Source organism: Prauserella endophytica (assembly GCF_005146945.1).
GTDB lineage: Bacteria > Actinomycetota > Actinomycetes > Mycobacteriales > Pseudonocardiaceae > Prauserella_A > Prauserella_A endophytica.
The window spans coordinates 205,702-222,923 of sequence record NZ_SWMS01000007.1; the positions used below are offsets into that span (position 1 = coordinate 205,702).

A 17,222-nucleotide genomic window follows, 5' to 3' on the forward strand; every position below is an offset into this window, starting at 1 on the left:
TCCTCCTCAGCGCAGCGCGAGACTGACGGTCTTGGTCTGGGCGTACTCGTGCAATGCCTCGATACCCTTCTCCCTGCCGTGGCCGCTCTGTTTGAACCCGCCGAACGGCGTCTCGATGGTGAGCGCGCCGCCGTTGACCGCCACCTGGCCCGCGTCGATCCGTTCGGCAAGCCGCAACCCCCTGGCGACGTCTCCGCTCCAGACGGCGGCGGCGAGGCCGTAGTCGGTGTCGTTGGCGAGCGCGAGGGCCTGATCCTCGTCGGCGAACGGCATGGTGACCAGCACCGGGCCGAAGACCTCCTCGCGGGCGAGGCGCGCCCACCGCGGCACTCCCGCGTAGACGGTCGGCCGCACGTAGAAACCCCGCGCCGCGGGGCCGTCTTCGTAGGCCGCTCCCCCGGTGGCCGGCACGAGGCCCTCCGCGGCCGCGTCGGCGAAGTGCCCGAGGACCTTGCGGTACTGCGCCTCGGTCACCATCGGTCCGAAGTGGACTCCGGGTTCGAGGCGCGTGACCGACTCGCTCACCCGCTCCACCACCTCGTCGTGCACGGAAGCCTCGACGAGCAGGCGGGTGGTGGCAGAGCACACCTGGCCCGCGTTCGCGGCCACGGCGCCGGCTGCGGCCGCGACCGCGCGATCCAGCTCGGCGTCGGCGAACACCACCACGGGCGACTTGCCGCCGAGCTCGAGCGTCACCGGGATCAGGCGGTCCGCCGCGATCGCGGCCAGCTGCCGTCCGGTGGCGACCGACCCGGTGAACGCGATCCGCCGCACCGCGGGGTGGGCCGCCAGTGGCGTGCCCACGGCGCGACCGGTTCCGGCGACCACGTTGAGCAGTCCGTCGGGCAGCCCGGCCTCGGTGGCGAGGCGAGCGAGCAGGAGCGTGGACGCCGACGTGAACTCCGACGGCTTGGCCACCACGGCGTTGCCCACCGCGAGCGCGGGCGCGAGCGCCCGGCACGCCTGGTTCAGCGGGAGGTTCCACGGCGTGATCACCGCGACCACCCCGTACGGCTCGAGCCGGGTGTAGGTGTGGTTGCCGTCGCCCAAGTCGATCGTCCGGCCCGAATGCGCACGCAGGATCCCAGCGTAGTAGCGGAAGTAGGCTGCCGAGGATTCGACCTCCATCCGCAGCTGGGCCGGGACCTTGCCGGTGCACTCGCGCTCCAGCTCGGCGAGCTCGTCGGCGTGTGCCTCGACGGCGTCGGCGATGCGGTGCAGCACCGCCGAACGCTCGGCCGCCGGAAGGCGGGCCCACCTGGGCTGCGCGGCCGACGCCGCCGCGACGGCGAGGTCCACATCGGACGCCGACCCCGCGGCCACCTCGGCTCCTGGCGCGCGAGTCGCGGGATCGACCGTCGGGAGGTAGGCGCCGCTCGCCGGCCGCACGGTCTTGCCGCCGATCCAGTGGTCGTGGCGGGTCACTCGATCTTCGCCTTCATCTCGCCGAGCTTGGCCAGGATGGGATAGCCGGTGACACTGAGCGCGTTGCCGTGGCCCGTCTGGTGGATGTCGAACGCGGACTGGATGGCGGCGTGGAAGCCCTGCACGTCCAGCGTCTGGTTCACCGCGCGCTTGGCCTGGCGCAACCCGAACGGCGGCATCACGGCGATACGGCTCGCCAGCTCGGCGGTCTCGGCGTCGAGCCGGTCGCGGGGCACCACCCGGTTGACCATCCCGGCCTGCTCGGCCTCGGCCGCGGTGACGGGACGGCCGGTGAACAGGATCTCCTTGGCCTTGCGTGCTCCGAGCTCCCACGTGTGCCCGTGGTACTCGACGCCGCCGATGCCCATCATGGCCACCGGGTCGGAGAACAGCGCGTCCTCGGCGGCGACGATCAGGTCGCACGGCCAGCACAACATCAGCCCGCCCGCGATGCATCTGCCCTGCACCGACGCGATCGAGGGCTTCGGCACGTTGCGCCAGCGCAGCGTGTACTCCAGGTACCGCCGCGACTCGGCCCCGTAGATCCACTCCAGCGTGATCTCCTCGGGGGACGGCCAGCGGTCGTTGAGGTCGTGTCCCGCGGAGAAGTGCCTGCCCTCCGCGCGCAGCACGATCACCACCACGCTCTCGTCCTGGGCCGCCTTCGTCCAGGCGGCGTCGAGCTCGTCGAGCAGGGCCATGTTCTGCGCGTTCGCGGCCTCGGGCCGGTCGAGGGTGATGGTGGCGATCTTGTCCGCCACCTCGTAACCGATGTACATACGCGGCTTCCTCTTTCAGCGTCGGGGCAGGCCGAGCACCCGCTCGGCGACGATCGTGCGTTGGATCTCGGAGGTGCCGCCGGCGATCGTGCCGGCGAAGCTGCGCGCGTAGCGCTCGAACCAGCTGCCGAGCATGGTCTCCGACTGCAGATGCGTGTACGGCGCGGTCAGCGCGGGATGCGCGAGCCCGTCGGGTCCCGCCGAGGACAGCGCGCGCTCCAGCGCCCGTTGCGCCGCCTCCGAGCCGAGCAGCTTCAGCACCGACAGCCCGGCGACGTCCTGCTCACCCCTGGCGGCCTGCGCCAGCGCCGCGGACCCGAGCAGGCGCAGCGCGTAGGCGTCCAGCACGGCCGTCGCGTAGGCGTCCTCGTCGAGCGGTCCGGCCGGCTCGAAGTCCCGGATGAACTCGTCGAGCCGCTCGCCGAAGCTCAGCCACAGCAAAGTCCGCTCGTGACCGAGCGAGCCGTTGGCCACGCGCCACCCCTCGTTGAGGGGGCCGACCAGGTTCGCGGCGGGCACGCGGACGTCCTCGAAGAACACCTCGTTGAAGTCCACGTCGTGTGAGCCGATGATCGAGGCGAACGGCCTGCGCGTCACGCCCGGCGTCGCGGTCGGGATCAGCAGCACGCTGATCCCCTTGTGTTTCGGCGCGTCGGGGTCGGTGCGCACGAACGTCAGCAGCACGTCAGCGTCGTGAGCCCCCGAGGTCCACACCTTCTGGCCGTTCACCACGAAGTGGTCGCCGTCGAGCACCGCCCGGGTGCGCAGGGACGCGAGGTCCGACCCCGCGCCGGGCTCGCTCATGCCGAGCGAGGCCGTGATCTCGGCCCTCAGGATCGGCACCGCCCACCGCCGTTTCTGTTCCTCGGTGCCGAACGACAGCAGCGACGCCGCGACGATGCCCACGCCCTGCGGGTTGAAGCTGTGGTAGATGCGCCTGCGGGACAGCTCCAGCAGGTGCACGTACTGCTGCACGAGCGTGGCGTCGCGCCCGCCGTACTCGGGTGGGTTGCCGGGTAGCAGCCAGCCGTGGTCGAACTGCAGCCGCTGCCACCGCCTCGCCCACTCGGGTACGTCCGAACTGGACTGGGAGGCCCGGTCCGCCTCCGCCGCGGGCGGCAGGTGCTCGTCGAGGAACGCCGCGAACTCCGCGCGGAAGTCCTCCACCTCGGCGTCAAAGCTCAACTGCATGGCACTCCTTCGCGATCAGTGCCCTGTGCTCGGCGGCGCCGCCGAGCAGCTGCTCTCCCGCCAGCGCGCGTTTCAGGGCGAACTGCAGGTCGTTCTCCCACGTGAAGCCCATCGCGCCGAAGAGCTGGAGCCCGTGGCGCACCACCAGCGACTGGCACTCCCCCGCCGCGGCCTTGGCCATCGCGGCGGCCACGCGGCGGCGCGGGTCGTCGGCGGCGATGGTCAGTGCCGCGAAGTAGGCGAGCGCCTTCGCCCGCTCGACGGCCACGTGCATGTCGGCCGCCTTGTGCTGCACGGCCTGGAACGAGCCGATGGGCGCGCCGAACTGGTGGCGTGTGCGCACATGCTCCAGCGTGAGGTCGAGAATCCGCCGGCACGCGCCCACCATCGTCATCGCCATTCCGGCGAGCGCGATGTGGCGCGCCCGCCCGGGATCGGCTCCGGTGCGCTGCTCCTGCCCCACGCGGACTCCGCCGAAGGCGACGTCGGCGACGTGCAGCACCGGGTCGAACACGGCGGCCCGGGTGGCGGTCACCTCGGCCGCGTCCACCACGAAGACGCCCTCGCCGGTGACCACGGCCAGCCGGTCGGCCCGGTCGCCGTCCAGCACGTGCCTCGCTGTGCCCTCCAGCACCCAGCCCCGCCCGTCCCTGCGCGCGGTCACGCCGTCGAGCACGGCGGCCCCGGTTCGTTCCGGCTCTCCGGCGCCCGGCGCCAGCGGGGCGAACTGCGTCATCGTGGCCAGATACGGCGTGGGGTCCGTGGCGCGGCCCAGCTCCTCCAGCACGATCGCCAGCTCGACGGCCTCGGCCGGATCGGTCAGCTCGGTCCAGCCCAGACCGGCGTACACCTTCCACAGCGCCACGGTGTCCGCGCCGTCGTCGGCGACGGCCCGGACCAGCGCGGGCGGGCACTCCTTGGCCACGACCTCGCGGACCGAACCCTGCCAGAGCCGCTGGTCCGGGTCGAACTCGAAGAGCATCCCGGGCCTCCTCACTCACCGTTGCGGAACCACCAATGGGAGAATAGCATTCTCGCATATGGAAAGTAAGAGTTTCGCCAATGAACCGGTGGGCCGCCGGCTCATGCAGTAATGTCCATTCGATGGCGCAGAGGCGGGATCCGCTGATGAGCAGCGTGAGCGAAGAACCGGTCTGGAAGCAGCGCGCGGTCGAGCGGTCGACCCAGGCCGCGAAGGCCAGGGCCGAACAACGGCTCGAACGGTTTCTCGACGCCGCTCAGCTGATCATGAACGAGAAGGGCAGCACGGACTTCACGGTCCAGGAGGTGGTTGACCGTTCTCGCCAGTCACTACGCAGCTTCTACCTGCACTTCGACGGCAAGCACGAGTTGTTGCTCGCGCTGTTCGAGGACTCACTCAACGACACCGCCGAACAGATCCGCACCAGCGCGGCGGAACACTCCGATCCGCTCGACCGGCTCGAGGTCGGCGTGCGGCTGCTGTTCGACCTGTGCCGGCTCAGCCCCGCCGCACAGCGCCCGCTGTTCACCGACTTCGCCTCACAGCTGCTGATCTCGCATCCGGCCGAGGTCAAGCTCGCCCACATGAACCTGCTGTCGGTGCTCACCGAACTGCTCACCGGCGCACAGGAAGCCGGACTGCTCCGCACGGCGGTCAAACCCCGCCGCACCGCCGCGTTGATCATGCAGACGGTCATGTTCAACGCGCAGTCGAGCGGCTCGCACGACGACAACGGCAGCCATCCCATCACCGCGGAGGAGATCTGGACCTTCTGCGCGTACGGCGTCACGCGCCGCCCGGACTGACCCCCAGCGGGCGTTGGTACGAGGGGTCACGCCGGTCGCGCGTCCCGCTCGGATGGCCCTGCCGCTGGAAGAAGTCCGACCGCAGCACCGAGGCGTCCGCCGTGAACATCAGCTCGACGGTGGAGCGCCGCGGCGCGATCCGCCACACTCCGGCGCGCTTCTCCGGGCCGGTCGAGGGAGTAGCTCTCGCAGTGGGCGACGTCGCCGTCGATACGCATCGCCATCTTTCCGGTCAGGCCTTCGCGGCCGCGAAGGCTCGCAGCTCCCTGGGCACGTCGGGTCCGGTCGGCGTGTAGACGATCTCGCGGAAGCCGTGCCCGGCGAGCCTGGCGAGCCGTCCGCGGGTGCGTTCCACGTCGCCGATCATCGTCCGGACGTCCAGATGCTCGAGCAGCAGACGGTCGCGCTCGGTGAGGTGGGTGACGTGCCCCTCGAAGGTCAGCAGGTGCCGCTCGCCGTCGGGGGCGAGCGCCTCGAGCTGCTCGCGCCAGGCGCGGCCGCCGGGCAGCGCGTCGACGGCCTCGGCCCCGCCCTTGGCATACGCCTCGTGCCAGCCGACCACCCGCCACGGTCCGACGGCCTCCCGCACCCGGCTCGATCCGGGGTCCTCGCCTGGGTCGAGCACGGTGCCGGAGACGATCGTCGCGGTGGGCAGGCTCGGATGGGGCGGGCCGATGACGCCGTCCGCCACCTCGCCCGCGAGCTCGGCACCCCGGGGGCCGAACGCGCTGAGCCACAACGGAACCTGCACCGGCCGGGGTGCGGCCAGGCCGGGAGCGTGCAGCATCCTGGCCCGCTGACCGTCCACAATGGCCACCTTCCCGGCCAGCAGCTCGCGTACGCCGGTGACGTGGTCGCGCAGCGCCCGCAGCGTCAGCGGGCGCTGACCCGTCGCCACGCGCGCGGTGAAGCCCGTGCCGAAGCACGCACGGAACCGCCCCTCCGAGATCCGCGCGATGGTCGCGATCGCGGAGGCCATCGTCGGCACCGACCGCTGGCCGGGCACGAGGACCGCCGTGGCGAGCCCGATCCGCTCCGTGCGCTCGGCGGCGCGGGCCAGGTGCACGAAGGTGTCCTCCCACAACGGCGCCGAGTCGAAGCTCCACACCCTGGCGTAGCCGAGTTCCTCGGCCAGCACGGCCAGTTCGGCGAAGTCCGGCCCGGGAGGCAGCCCGCAGGACAGCTCGAACGCCTCCGCGCTCATGCCGGCCGGCTCGAACCGGAGCGGTGCGGCAGCTCGAAGCCCGTGAGGATCACGGCGTTGGTCCGCGCCGCCGCGAGGCGCAGGGGCTTGGCCTTCTCGTACTCGGGCGAGGCGTACCAGGCCCGAGCCGCCTTCACCGACTCGAACTCCAGCACCACGGTCCGGTCGCCGTGCCAGGTCCCCTCCAGCGTCTGAGGATCGGGATCCGCCGCCAGCACCCGGGCACCAGAGGCCACCAGCGCGGGCGCCGAGGCCCTGCCGTAGGCGGCCATGCCCGCTTCGTCCTCGATGGCCTCGGTCAGGATGACATACGCCTTGGGCATCCGGTCTCCCTTTTGCGAGAATTTCGTTCTCTCATTTCGAGACTGTTACTCTACATGCCGCGAACGATGCTAGGAAGGAGCGGCATGGATCTGTCCGGAGTCGGCGTGTGGAGCCCGTACCTGCGCTACGGGGACCGTGCGGAGGCGGCGGACGCCGCAGCCGAACTCGACCAACTGGGTTTCCGGGCGCTGTGGATCCCGGACGCGGGCGGGCCGGTCTTCGACGCCGCGGGCGACCTGCTCGCCGCGACGAACCGAATCGTGCTCGCGACGGGCGTGCTGAACCTGTGGCTGCACGCCCCTGCCGACGTCGCCAGGTCGGCTGCCGCCCTTGCCGCCACGCACGGCGACCGGTTCCTGCTGGGCCTCGGAGTCAGCCACGGCCCCCGCGCCGACGCGGTACGGCCCGGCCGCTACCACCGGCCGCTGCGGGCGATGCACACGTTCCTCGACGATCTCGACACCGCGCGGCCATCGGTGCCCGCCTCGGCACGCGTGCTGGCCGCGCTCGGTCCGAAGATGCTCGACATCGCCGCCAAGCGAGCCCGCGGAGCCCACACCTACCTGGTCCCGCCGGAGCACACCCGCCTCGCCCGCGAGGCACTCGGCGACAAGGCGCTGGTGCTGCCCGAGCAGACCGCGATCCTCTGTGCGAGCGCGGACGAGGCACGAGCCATCGGAACCGGCTGGCTGCGGCGTTACCTCGGCCTGCCGAACTACGCACGCAACCTGCTCCGTCTCGGCTTCACCGAGGACGACCTGGCCTCGGTGAGCGACCGCCTGTTCGACGCCCTCATCGCGTGGGGTGACGAGGAGGCGATCAGCCGCAGGGTCCACGAGCACCGGGCCGCCGGAGCCGACCACGTCTGCCTGCAGCTGCTCACGGCGACACCGGAGACGTTCCCCCGTGAGCAGTGGCGCCGCCTCGCCTCCACCCTCTAGTGTCCTGCGCCCGGCCGGGCGGAGCGATCAGCAATGGTTCCGGTGGACGCCTCGGTCGGCGAAACGCTTCCCGCCGTTGGCAAGCCCGGCGGCGCGTGGGGCGAGTCGTCCCGTGATCTCGGAGACGATGTCCGGGGGGTCGCCTGCGATGTCGATCGTGCTGCCCGGCTCGTCCGCCTCCAGCGGTTCCAGGGTCGCCAGCTGGGACGGGAGCAGATCGGCGGGCATGAAGTGTCCTTCCCGGTCCGCCATCCGCGACGCGATCAGGCTCGCGTCCCCGTGGAGGTGCACGAACTCGAGCGGAACGCCCGCTCCGGCCCGCAACGCGTCACGGTACCTGCGACGCAGCGCCGAACAGGCGACGACGAGGCGCCTGCCTCGCGCGGCGTTCGCCGCGACGCGCGAGGCGACCCGGGCGAGCCACGGTTCGCGGTCCGCGTCGGTGAGCGGCACGCCGGCGGCCATCTTCGCCCGCGCCTCGTCGGAGTGCAGGTCGTCGGCGTCGACGAAGCCCGCCCGCAGTTCCTCGGCGAGCAGGCGGCCCACCGTGGTCTTGCCGCAGCCGGAAACGCCCATCACGACAAGGGAACCCGCTGTGCTCATCGGCCCGGTCACCAGTCGTGCACCGTGCCGTCGTGCAGGCGGTTGTAGGGCAGGTAGGCCTGCTCGTACGGGTACTTCCCCGCCTCGTCGACGTCGAGGGTCACGCCGAGGCCGGGTTCGTCGCCGGGGTGGAGGTACCCGTCGCTCCAGGTGAAGGTCTGCCGGAACACCGTGTTCGTGCGATCGCCGTGGCGCATGTACTCCTGGATGCCGAAGTTGTGGATCGCCAGCCCGAGATGCATCGCCGCCGCCATCCCGACGGGCGAGATGTCGGTCGGCCCGTGCATGCCCGACTTCACCTGGTACATCGCCGCGTAGTCGAGCGTCTTGCGCAGCGGTGAGATCCCGCCCATGTGGGTCACGGCCCCGCGCACGTAGTCGATCAGCTGGTCGCGGATGAGGTCCTTGAAGTCCCAGACCGTGTTGAAGATCTCGCCGATCGCGAGTGGCGTGGTGGTGTGCTGCCGCACCAGCCGCAGCGCCTCCTGGTTCTCGGCTGGCGTGCAGTCCTCGAGCCAGAACAGGTCGTAGGGCTCGAGGCTCTTGCCGAGCCTCGCGGCCTGGATCGGGGTCATCCGGTGGTGCCCGTCGTGCAGCAGCGGAAGGTCCGGCCCGAACTCGTTGCGCACGGCATCGAAGACGCCGGGAAGGTGCTTGAGGTAGGCGCGGGTGTCCCAGTCCTCCTCGATCGGCCTCGCGCCACGCCGCGCGGGCTCGTGGTCGTACCGCACCTCGCCGTCGCCGACGTCGGCTCCCTGGGAGGCGATCCCGTAGATCGCCTTCAGACCCGGTACTCCCGTTTGGACACGGATCGCCCGGTATCCCTGTTCCAGGTGCGCGCGGATACTGTCGAACAGCTCAGGGAGTTCCTTGCCCGATGCGTGCCCGTAGGCGAGCAGACCGCGACGGGACGCGCCACCCAGCAACTGGTAGACCGGCATGCCCGCCGCCTTGCCCTTGATGTCCCACAACGCCATGTCCACGGCGGCGATCGCCGCCATGGTCACCGGGCCGCGACGCCAGTAGGCGCCGCGGTAGAGGAACTGCCAGGTGTCCTCGATACGGGAGGCGTCGCTGCCCACGAGCAGGGGCACCACATGCTCCCGCAGGTAGGCCACGACGGCGAGTTCACGGCCGTTCAGGGTCGCGTCACCGAGTCCGGTGAGCCCGTCGTCGGTGGTGAGCTTCAGCGTGACGAAGTTGCGGTCGGGACTGGTGACGATGACCTCGGCCTTGTCGATGATCACACGGACTCCTCGTGCAGGTCGGTGTTCGTGTCCTGGCGACGCTGCCTGATCTCCTGGACCAGCTTCGCGTGCACCTTGTCCGTCAGTGGGTAGGCGAGCATGATCAGCACGGCGCCGAGGGTCAGCAGTGCCGGCACCAACGCGGCGCCCGCGCGGATGCCCCACTCCGCCGCTGTGGTCTGCTCCATGGCGGAGCCGACGTACCCGCCGAGAGCGAGCGCGTACGCGCCGAGCGCGCCGCCCACAGCCTGACCTGCCTTGCGCGTGAAGGAGAAGACCGCGTAGATGGTCCCCTCCGACCGGACACCGGTCTTCCACTCGCCGTACTCCACCGTGTCGGCCTCAAGCGCGTAGATGATCGTGGTCACCAGTGAAAGGCCCGGCAACGACAGCATGAGCGCGGTGAACGCCACCCACACGTTGGGTGCGACGAAGGCGACGAAACCGCCGCCAGCCGCCACGAGGCCGGATCCGATGTAGGCAGCGCGTTTCCCCCACCTGCGCACGATCCTCGGCACGAACGGCGCTACGGCGAAGTTGACCACGAGCTGCCCGATCGACAGGAACGGCATCAGGTGTAGTGCGTCGAACACGTCGCGGATGAGGTAGATCTGCGCCGTCGACTTGGCCATCAGCGCCGACAGCAGTAGCAGCGCGCTCAGGCACAGCAATGCGAGCGGTTTGTTGCCCTTGACAACCCGGTACGACTGCCGCAGCGTTACCCGGGGAACCGCCCGCTCCACTCGCTCCTTCGCGGTGAAGAAGAGGAACATGTAGCAGGCCGTCCCGACGACCACGAAGGCGAGCGTGGCCGTGGTGAAGATGGCCTGGAGGTCGTTCGACTTGGACAGCATCGGGGCCAGCACGGCCCCGAGCAGGGCCGCCACCGTGGCGCTGCCGAGTGAGCGGGCGACCGAGAGCTTGGACCGCTCGGCAGAGTCCTGGGTCATGGCCGCCGCGAGCGAGCCGTAGGGAATGTTGACGAGCGTGTACGCGACCCCGAGTCCCGCGTACGTGAGATAGGCGTACAGCAGCGCGCCGGACTCACCCAGCTCCGGCACGTTGAACGTCGCGACCGACAGCAGCAGCAGCGGTACCGATCCGAACAGGATGAACGGCCGGAACTTGCCCCAGCGCGTGCTGACGCGGTCGACCACCCGTCCGGCTACCAGGTCAGTGAACGCGTCGAAGACCCGCAGGACGAGGAACATCGTGCCGACCGCCGCGGCGGAGATGCCCACGACGTCCGTGTAGTAGACGAGCAGGAACATCGTCGACATCATGAAGGCGAGGTTGTTCCCGGCGTCGCCGGCGCCATAGCCGACGATCGCCGCCCAGCTCAGCCTGCCGGACCCGCTCTTGCCTTCCTCGGTGGTTGTGGTCATCCGTGGCCCCTTTGCCATGTGAACCTGTCTGGTGCGCCCGCGGCGCCAGTCGGCGTCACCGAGCTTGCGGCCGCGGAGATGCGCCCGGACGGCGTAGGTGGAAGACGGCGCCCGGCCTCGGCTCCGACGATCTCGCCGGACGGAGTCGTCTCCCTGGTCGGCTCGTTGCCGACACCAATGGTCAGCCGGTGCTCCCGGGGTCGGGGAAGAGGTCGTTGCAGCTCGCGGGGACCGGCTCGCGCGCCGCGCCGAGTCGACGGCGCCAGGTGCCGGCCCCGGCCTGCGTGTCGACGACGGACCGCCACATCCCGTCGATACTCAGGAACTTCCGGGTCGAGGTGGTCTGCGCCTTCGGCATCGAACACCTCCGGATACGACTGGCGAATGGTGCTCCATGCCTACCAGACCCAGACCGGATTTGGCAATCGGTTGTCATCAAGAATCAGGAGGTTCTTATTGTCCATGAGAACCCGAGAGCCCAGGAAGGCAACCGATTGACAAAGCCGCGTCCACCGGCTGTGATGGGTCGCGTGCTGATTTCTCGACGACGCGATCCGGACCGCCTGTTGCCCGCCGACCCGACGCTCCGTTCCGTCGCGCGGGAGCTGTACGCGCTCACCGCGAACCTGCCGATCCTGTCCCCCCATGGGCACGTCCCGGCCGCGCTCCTCCTGCACGACGAGCCGTTCGCGAACGCGACCGAGTTGTTCCTCACCCACGACCACTACGTCACGCGGCTGCTGCACGCGGACGGAGTCGGCCTGGCCGAGTTGGGGCTGGGGGAACGGGCGGCGGACCCGCGGGAGGTCTGGCGGTTGCTCGCCGAACGGTGGCACCTCTTCGCGGGCACTGCCACGGGCTACTGGATCGACGAGGAACTGTCGGGCCTGTTCGGCGTCGAGGAACCGCTGTGCGCCGAGACAGCGGACAGCGTCTACGACGCCGTCGCGGCCGCGCTCGCCGAGCCCGCGTTCCGGCCACGGGCGCTGTTCGGCCGCTTCGGGATCGAGGTACTCGCCACCACCGACGACCCGCTCGACGACCTCGCCAACCACGCCGCGCTCGCCACGTCCGGCCTCCCCGGCCGCGTCATCCCGACCTTCCGCCCGGACGCCTATCTCAACGCGGCGAGCCCCGGCTTCGCTGAGGCGGCGGGGAAACTGCTCGCGGCGACCGGGCAGCCCGCCACGTTCGCCGGGTATCTGCGTGGTCTGGAGGAACGGCGGCGCCACTTCATCGAGCACGGGGCGACCTCCGCCGACCACGGTGTCGTCCGCCCGGTGACCGTCGCACTGGAGCCCGGCGAGGCCGAACGCCTGTTCCGGGCGGCGCTCTCCGGTGCGGCCGACGCCCGCGAGCGCGACACCCTGGCCGCCCACCTGCTGTGGCAGATGGCGCGGATGAGCGTCGAGGACGGACTGGTGATGACGATCCACGCCGGGGTCTTCCGCAACCACAACAGCCACACCCACGAGCGGTTCGGGCCGGACACCGGCCACGACATCCCGCTGCCCACGTCGTGGGTCGAGGGGCTGCGGCCCCTGCTGGAGAGCTTCGGGCTCGAACCCGGCTTCCAGCTCGGCCTGTTCACCGTCGACGAGAGCACCTTCTCCCGCGAGCTGGCCCCACTCGCCGGGTTCTATCCGAGCGTCTACGTGGGCGCCCCCTGGTGGTTCCTCGACGCCCCGCACGCGATTGACCGGTTCCGCTCCGCCGTGACCGAGACCGCCGGCTTCTACCGCACCACGGGCTTCATCGACGACACGCGGGCCTTCGCCTCGATTCCCGCCCGCCACGACATGTCCCGCCGCACGGACGCGGCCTTCCTGGCCCGCCTCGTCGTCGAGGGCAGGGTCCACGCCGACGACGCGCGCCGCATCGCCGTCGACCTGGTCGACGCCCAGCCACGACGGGTGTTCAAACTGTGACGGCCACGACGACACCGCGCCTGAACCGCGCCGCGCTCGCCGCCGGTCCCCCGCCGCCCGCGCGGATCGTGCACCTCGGCGTGGGCGCCTTCCACCGCTCTCACCAGGCGTGGTACACCGCGCACGCGGCTGACGCGGACCGGTGGGGCATCGCCGGGTTCACCGGCCGCTCGGCCGCAGCGGCCGACCGGCTCGGCCCGCAGGACGGCGTGTACACCCTCGTCACGCGAGACCACGACGGTGACCGGTTCGAACTGATCGGCTCCATCGTCGGCGTGCAGCCGGGTGACCGCCACGACCGGCTCGCGGCCGCGATCGCCGCGCCGAGGACGAGCGTGGTCACCCTGACGATCACCGAGGCCGCCTACGACGTCACGCACGCCGACCTCACCTCGCCACGCACCGCGCTCGCGCGGCTGCTCCACGGCCTCTCCGCGCGCAGGGACGCCGGCGGCGGACCGCTCGCGGTCGTGCCCTGCGACAACCTGCCGGACAACGGCACGCGGCTGGCTGGAACGCTGCGGCGGCTCGCCGAACAGGCCGCGCCCGATCTGGTTTCCTGGCTCGACGAGCACGTGTCGTACGTGTCGACGTCTGTGGACCGCATCACGCCGCGCGCGCCGGCCGACCTGGCGGAGTACGTCGCGGCCGCGACGGGGTGGTACGACGAGGCTCCCGTGATCGCCGAGCGCTTCTCGGACTGGGTCCTTTCGGGCGACTTCCCCGCGGGGCGGCCCGCGTGGGACACCGCGGGCGCGCAGTTCGTGCCCGACGTCGAGCCGTACGAGGCGCGCAAGCTGTGGATGCTGAACGGCGCGCACACGGCACTCGCATGCGCGGGACTGCTCCGTGGGCACCGGACCGTCGACGACGCGATCGCCGATGCCGAATGCCGCGCCCTGGTCGGCCGGTACTGGGACGAATGCGAACGGCACCTGCCACCACAGCTGGATCTCACGCGTTACCGCCAGGATCTGCTCGCCCGATTCGGCAACGCGAGGATGGACCACCACCTGACCCAGATCGCCGAGGACACCACCACCAAGCTCCGGGTCCGCGTCGTGCCGGTCGCCCTCCGAGAACTGGCGGCGGGCAGGCGGGCGGATGGTTGCGCCGCGGTCGTCGCCGAGTGGGTGCGCGCCGTGCGGGCCGCGAAGGTCCCGGCCGACGGCGCCGAGGGCGACCCGCTGGCCGCGCTCTCCCCCGAGCTGGCCTCGTCACGGACATTCCGCGAAACCGTGGACTCGCGCGCGGGCTCGATCGGCTGAGAGACAATGGCGCGATGGACCACGAAGTCACCGCCGTCCCGCGCGCGCAGCGGCCCGACCCGGCCGGCCATGCGACGATCTACGACATCGCGCGCGTGGCCGGGGTAAGCCCGTCCACCGTGTCCAGAGCGCTCAACAAGCCGGGCCGGATCAACGCCACGACCGAGCAGCGCATTCGCGAGGTCGCCGCGGACCTCGGCTACCGGCTCAACCCCGTGGCCCGGGCGCTATACACCGGGCAGACCAGCACGTTCGCCCTCATCCTCTCCGACATCACCAACCCGGTGTACTTCGAACTCGTGCGCGGCGCGGAAACGGTCGGCGCGCGTGAGAACTACACCATGGTGCTCGCGGAATCCCAGGAGTCGGGCGCCCGGGAGGCGGACGCGGCCGAGCGGCTGCTGCCCGCGGTCGACGGCATCGCACTCGTGTCCACGCGCATGCCGGACGAGCAGATCCGGCACCTGGCCGCGCGCAAACCCCTCGTCGTCGTCAACCGGCGCGTGGACGATGTGCTCAGCATCGTCCCCGACCCGAGGCCCGGAATCGAGGCCGCCATCGAACACCTCGCGGCGCTTGGTCACCGGTCGTTCGCCTACCTGTCCGGCCCGCGCACGTCCTATATGAGCCAGCTGCGCTGGGAGATCGCCTTCGAATGCGCCCTCGCGCACGGTCTCTCCGTCGTCGAGATCGGACCGTGCGAGCCGACGCTCGCCGGCGGCCGCGCGATCAAACGACGCGTGCTGGCCGCCGGCGTTACGTCCGTCCTCGCCTACAACGACATCATCGCGATCGGGCTGCTGCTGGAATGCCGCGACAGCGGCATGGACCTGCCGGGCCAGCTGAGCATTGTCGGCTTCGACGACAGCTTCGGCTCCGACTTCACCAGCCCGCCCCTCACCACGATCCGCAGCCCGCTCCGGCAGGCGGGCGAACTGGCGGTCGAGCGCCTGCTGAGCCTGGTCCGGGACGAGGACCACCAGCACGTCGACGACCTCGCCACCGTCCTCGTTCAGCGCGGATCCACAGCGGCGCCGATGCTGACCTGACAGCCCCGCAGGTCATCGGCCGCGTCGGCCGGGGTGCTGTCCGGGGAAGTGGCTGGGCCGGACCGTCCCAACCGGAAACACTCGCGACCATTGTCGTCGCGTTCGGGGGACGCTGAGGGAATCCGTCACCGTACTGCCCGCCGGACGCACCCGGCGGGCACCGGGCGTCCTCGCTACTCGCTGGGCTTCCGCCCCTCCAGGCCTCGCCACCGCCGACGCAGCTCGAACGCGGCGCTCTTTGGGCGGCGGTCCCGAGCGAAGATGCCTTTCTTGTTTCCATCCACGCGATGAACCGCGGTCGTGGTCCGGAAGTCCGCGAAGTTCCAGACATGTTCGCCGACGAAGCCGGGGAACCGGTCGAAAACGCGATGGTGCATCTGGAAGTATGCGACCTGGTACTCCTCGCTCCAGGGCATGTCGAACAGCGAGTGCAGCCCGGCGAAGGTGTCGGCTCCGTACTCGGTCATCATGACGGGCCTGTCGTACTTCTCGATCCAGGACCGAATGTCGGCCTCCAGGTGGGCTTCGGCGGAGGAGAGGTCGCCGTTGTCGATGTACCACCCGTAGTAGCGGTTGATGCCGATGACGTCGAACAGCGAGGCGACACGGTCGTTGTCCGCATTCGCCATGAGCCACGCCGTGTAGGTGATCGGTCGCGAAGGATCGAGCTCCCGAGCGAGGTTCGCCAGCGGCTCGAAGTACTCGTACGCACCCTCCTCCTGACTCGCGGGCTCGTTGGCGATGCACCACATCACGACGCTGGGATGGTTCTTGTCTCGCTGGATCAGCTCGCGAAGGTGCTGCGCGTGCGTGTGGCGCATCTGAACGCCCAGGCCCTCTTCCGAGAAGGTGAGAGGCGGGTTGCGGGCCGTCATCCCGCCCGCCACTCCGAGGTTGAGTCCCACCGCGGCGGTTTCGTCGATCACGACGATGCCATGCCGGTCGGCGTACTCGAGGACCTCTTCCGCGTAGGGGTAGTGCGAGGTCCGGAACGAGTTCGCGCCGATCCAGTCCAGCAGCTCGAAGTCGTGAACGAGGTATGCCGGATCATGCCCCTTTCCCCGAACCGGCGTGTCCTCGTGCTTCCCGAAACCGGTGAAGTAGAAGGGCTCGCCGTTGATCAGGAACTCCTGACCGCGTACTTCGACCGTGCGTACACCGACAGGGAGCGAGTAGCTGTCGACGACGGCCCCGTCGCGGACGACCTCGGCGGTGAGCGTGTAGAGGTATGCCGCACCCGGTTGCCACAGCACGACGTCGGGGACGGTGAGCGTCCCGGTCGCACCGCCGGATTCGGCCACCCGCTGACCCTCGGCGTCTCGCAGGGAGACCCGGACCTCCGAATCCGTGGCGGCGTCCACCTGGTAACCGACCCTGCCCGCATCGCCATCGACGTCTGTGACGACCGTGATGTCCCTGATGTGTTCGAGCGGAGTGCTGTACAGCCATACCGACCGGGCGAGACCCGCGTAGTTGTAGAAGTCGTGGTGGTAGATCTGGCGACGACGGCCGTCCTCAGTGGTGACGACGTGGCCCGGCGGAAGAGTGGCAGGCGTGAGCTCGTTGTCGACGCCGACGGTGAGCCGGAAACTCGCGCCCGCTTCGACGTGGTTCGTGATGTCCGCCTCGAAAGGCGTGTAACCACCGATGTGCTCGGCCACAAGCACATCGTCGACGTAGACGCGCCCATGATGCGTCGCCGATTCGAGGCGGAGGACGACGCGCTCGCCCCGCCATCCGCGGGGCACTCGCACCTCACGCTGATACCAGGCCCAGCCCACGTGGTCGCGAACCGCGGGATCGAGGAACAGGTCGTTGTAACTGGACGGAACCGGCGCCTCGCGGTCACCAGGCAGCCGACCCGACCAAGGCCTCTCCAGCTCCGGCCCATCGACGGCGAACCTCCAGAGGCCATCGAGACTGACCAGTTCACGGGTCGGTGTGGGCGTCGGCTTCAACATCGATGACCTCTTCCGCGGATCTCGGCAACCGATTGCCAATCTATCGTACCGCTCTACCCTTGGCAAACGAAAACCCCAGTGCTAGCTTGAAAAGTTCATGTGGGGGTTGGCATGCTGGTTCCAACGTTG

At 70.3% G+C, this 17,222-nt stretch carries 17 protein-coding genes; 5 read left to right on the top strand and 12 right to left on the bottom strand.

Features of this window, described 5'->3' with window-relative positions; all coding sequences use genetic code 11:
- Nucleotides 1–6: 6 nt before the first annotated feature.
- Genes FCN18_RS15450 through FCN18_RS15465 form a run of 4 tightly spaced genes read right to left on the bottom strand, consistent with a single transcriptional unit; the run spans nt 7 to nt 4,377 of the window.
- On the bottom strand, nt 7–1,425 hold the full coding sequence (locus FCN18_RS15450; RefSeq protein ID WP_137095430.1) for an aldehyde dehydrogenase family protein: 1,419 nt from the start codon (nt 1,423–1,425) through the stop codon (nt 7–9).
- Entirely contained in the window at nt 1,422–2,204 is a 783-nt protein-coding gene (locus FCN18_RS15455; RefSeq protein WP_137095431.1) for an enoyl-CoA hydratase, read from the bottom strand. Before FCN18_RS15455 ends, FCN18_RS15450 begins: the two co-directional genes overlap by 4 nt.
- A gap of 15 nt (nt 2,205–2,219) precedes the next feature.
- Complete coding sequence (locus FCN18_RS15460; protein WP_137095432.1) at nt 2,220–3,395, bottom strand: acyl-CoA dehydrogenase family protein; 1,176 nt, start codon at nt 3,393–3,395, stop codon at nt 2,220–2,222.
- Nucleotides 3,379–4,377 (bottom strand): acyl-CoA dehydrogenase family protein, encoded by a 999-nt coding sequence (locus FCN18_RS15465; protein ID WP_112267642.1) that lies wholly within the window; start codon nt 4,375–4,377, stop codon nt 3,379–3,381. The genes FCN18_RS15460 and FCN18_RS15465 overlap by 17 nt, the downstream gene beginning before the upstream one ends.
- Before the next feature lie 122 nt (nt 4,378–4,499).
- On the opposite strand from FCN18_RS15465, the gene FCN18_RS15470 reads away from it, so the two are divergent.
- A complete protein-coding gene (locus FCN18_RS15470) occupies nt 4,500–5,183 on the top strand; it encodes a TetR/AcrR family transcriptional regulator (protein WP_206077907.1) in 684 nt (227 codons plus the stop codon).
- Here the strand turns inward: FCN18_RS15470 and FCN18_RS40545 are convergent.
- From FCN18_RS40545 to FCN18_RS15480, 3 genes are all read right to left on the bottom strand, one after another.
- The gene (locus FCN18_RS40545; RefSeq protein ID WP_267285364.1) at nt 5,164–5,292 is read right to left on the bottom strand and encodes a hypothetical protein; all 129 of its coding nucleotides are present in this window, start codon (nt 5,290–5,292) and stop codon (nt 5,164–5,166) included. The genes FCN18_RS15470 and FCN18_RS40545 overlap by 20 nt on opposite strands.
- Before the next feature lie 123 nt (nt 5,293–5,415).
- The gene (locus tag FCN18_RS15475; RefSeq protein WP_137095433.1) at nt 5,416–6,387 is read right to left on the bottom strand and encodes an LLM class flavin-dependent oxidoreductase; all 972 of its coding nucleotides are present in this window, start codon (nt 6,385–6,387) and stop codon (nt 5,416–5,418) included.
- On the bottom strand, nt 6,384–6,710 hold the full coding sequence (locus FCN18_RS15480) for a DUF1330 domain-containing protein (protein ID WP_137095434.1): 327 nt from the start codon (nt 6,708–6,710) through the stop codon (nt 6,384–6,386). Before FCN18_RS15480 ends, FCN18_RS15475 begins: the two co-directional genes overlap by 4 nt.
- Nucleotides 6,711–6,794: 84 nt before the next feature.
- Between FCN18_RS15480 and FCN18_RS15485 the strand changes: the two genes are divergently transcribed.
- A complete protein-coding gene (locus FCN18_RS15485; protein WP_112267648.1) occupies nt 6,795–7,652 on the top strand; it encodes an LLM class F420-dependent oxidoreductase in 858 nt (285 codons plus the stop codon).
- A 27-nt stretch (nt 7,653–7,679) separates the two neighbouring features.
- On the opposite strand, the gene FCN18_RS15490 is transcribed toward FCN18_RS15485, so the two are convergent.
- The 4 genes from FCN18_RS15490 to FCN18_RS39080 all read right to left on the bottom strand — a co-directional run bounded on the left by FCN18_RS15490 (nt 7,680) and on the right by FCN18_RS39080 (nt 11,245).
- On the bottom strand, nt 7,680–8,255 hold the full coding sequence (locus tag FCN18_RS15490) for a gluconokinase (protein WP_112268300.1): 576 nt from the start codon (nt 8,253–8,255) through the stop codon (nt 7,680–7,682).
- Nucleotides 8,256–8,263: 8 nt separating this feature from the next.
- Entirely contained in the window at nt 8,264–9,502 is a 1,239-nt protein-coding gene (manD, locus tag FCN18_RS15495; protein ID WP_112267650.1) for a D-mannonate dehydratase ManD, read from the bottom strand.
- Nucleotides 9,499–10,887: a glucuronide transporter gene (gene uidB / locus FCN18_RS15500; RefSeq protein WP_112267652.1), complete on the bottom strand. Its 1,389-nt coding sequence runs from the start codon at nt 10,885–10,887 to the stop codon at nt 9,499–9,501. Before uidB ends, manD begins: the two co-directional genes overlap by 4 nt.
- 181 nt (nt 10,888–11,068) lie before the next feature.
- A complete protein-coding gene (locus tag FCN18_RS39080; protein WP_158303106.1) occupies nt 11,069–11,245 on the bottom strand; it encodes a hypothetical protein in 177 nt (58 codons plus the stop codon).
- Nucleotides 11,246–11,408: 163 nt separating this feature from the next.
- Here FCN18_RS39080 and uxaC point away from each other — a divergent pair, with 163 nt between their 5' ends.
- From uxaC to FCN18_RS15515, 3 genes are read left to right on the top strand one after another with little or no spacing between them, the layout of a single operon-like run.
- Nucleotides 11,409–12,815 (top strand): glucuronate isomerase, encoded by a 1,407-nt coding sequence (gene uxaC, locus FCN18_RS15505; protein ID WP_112268302.1) that lies wholly within the window; start codon nt 11,409–11,411, stop codon nt 12,813–12,815.
- Complete coding sequence (locus tag FCN18_RS15510; protein WP_137095435.1) at nt 12,812–14,083, top strand: mannitol dehydrogenase family protein; 1,272 nt, start codon at nt 12,812–12,814, stop codon at nt 14,081–14,083. Before uxaC ends, FCN18_RS15510 begins: the two co-directional genes overlap by 4 nt.
- Before the next feature lie 14 nt (nt 14,084–14,097).
- Nucleotides 14,098–15,132, top strand: a complete 1,035-nt coding sequence (locus FCN18_RS15515) for a LacI family DNA-binding transcriptional regulator (RefSeq protein ID WP_112267656.1) — start codon at nt 14,098–14,100, stop codon at nt 15,130–15,132.
- Nucleotides 15,133–15,305: 173 nt separating this feature from the next.
- Here the strand turns inward: FCN18_RS15515 and uidA are convergent, their stop codons facing one another.
- Nucleotides 15,306–17,159 (bottom strand): beta-glucuronidase, encoded by a 1,854-nt coding sequence (gene uidA, locus FCN18_RS15520; protein WP_228713974.1) that lies wholly within the window; start codon nt 17,157–17,159, stop codon nt 15,306–15,308.
- Nucleotides 17,160–17,222: the final 63 nt, after the last annotated feature.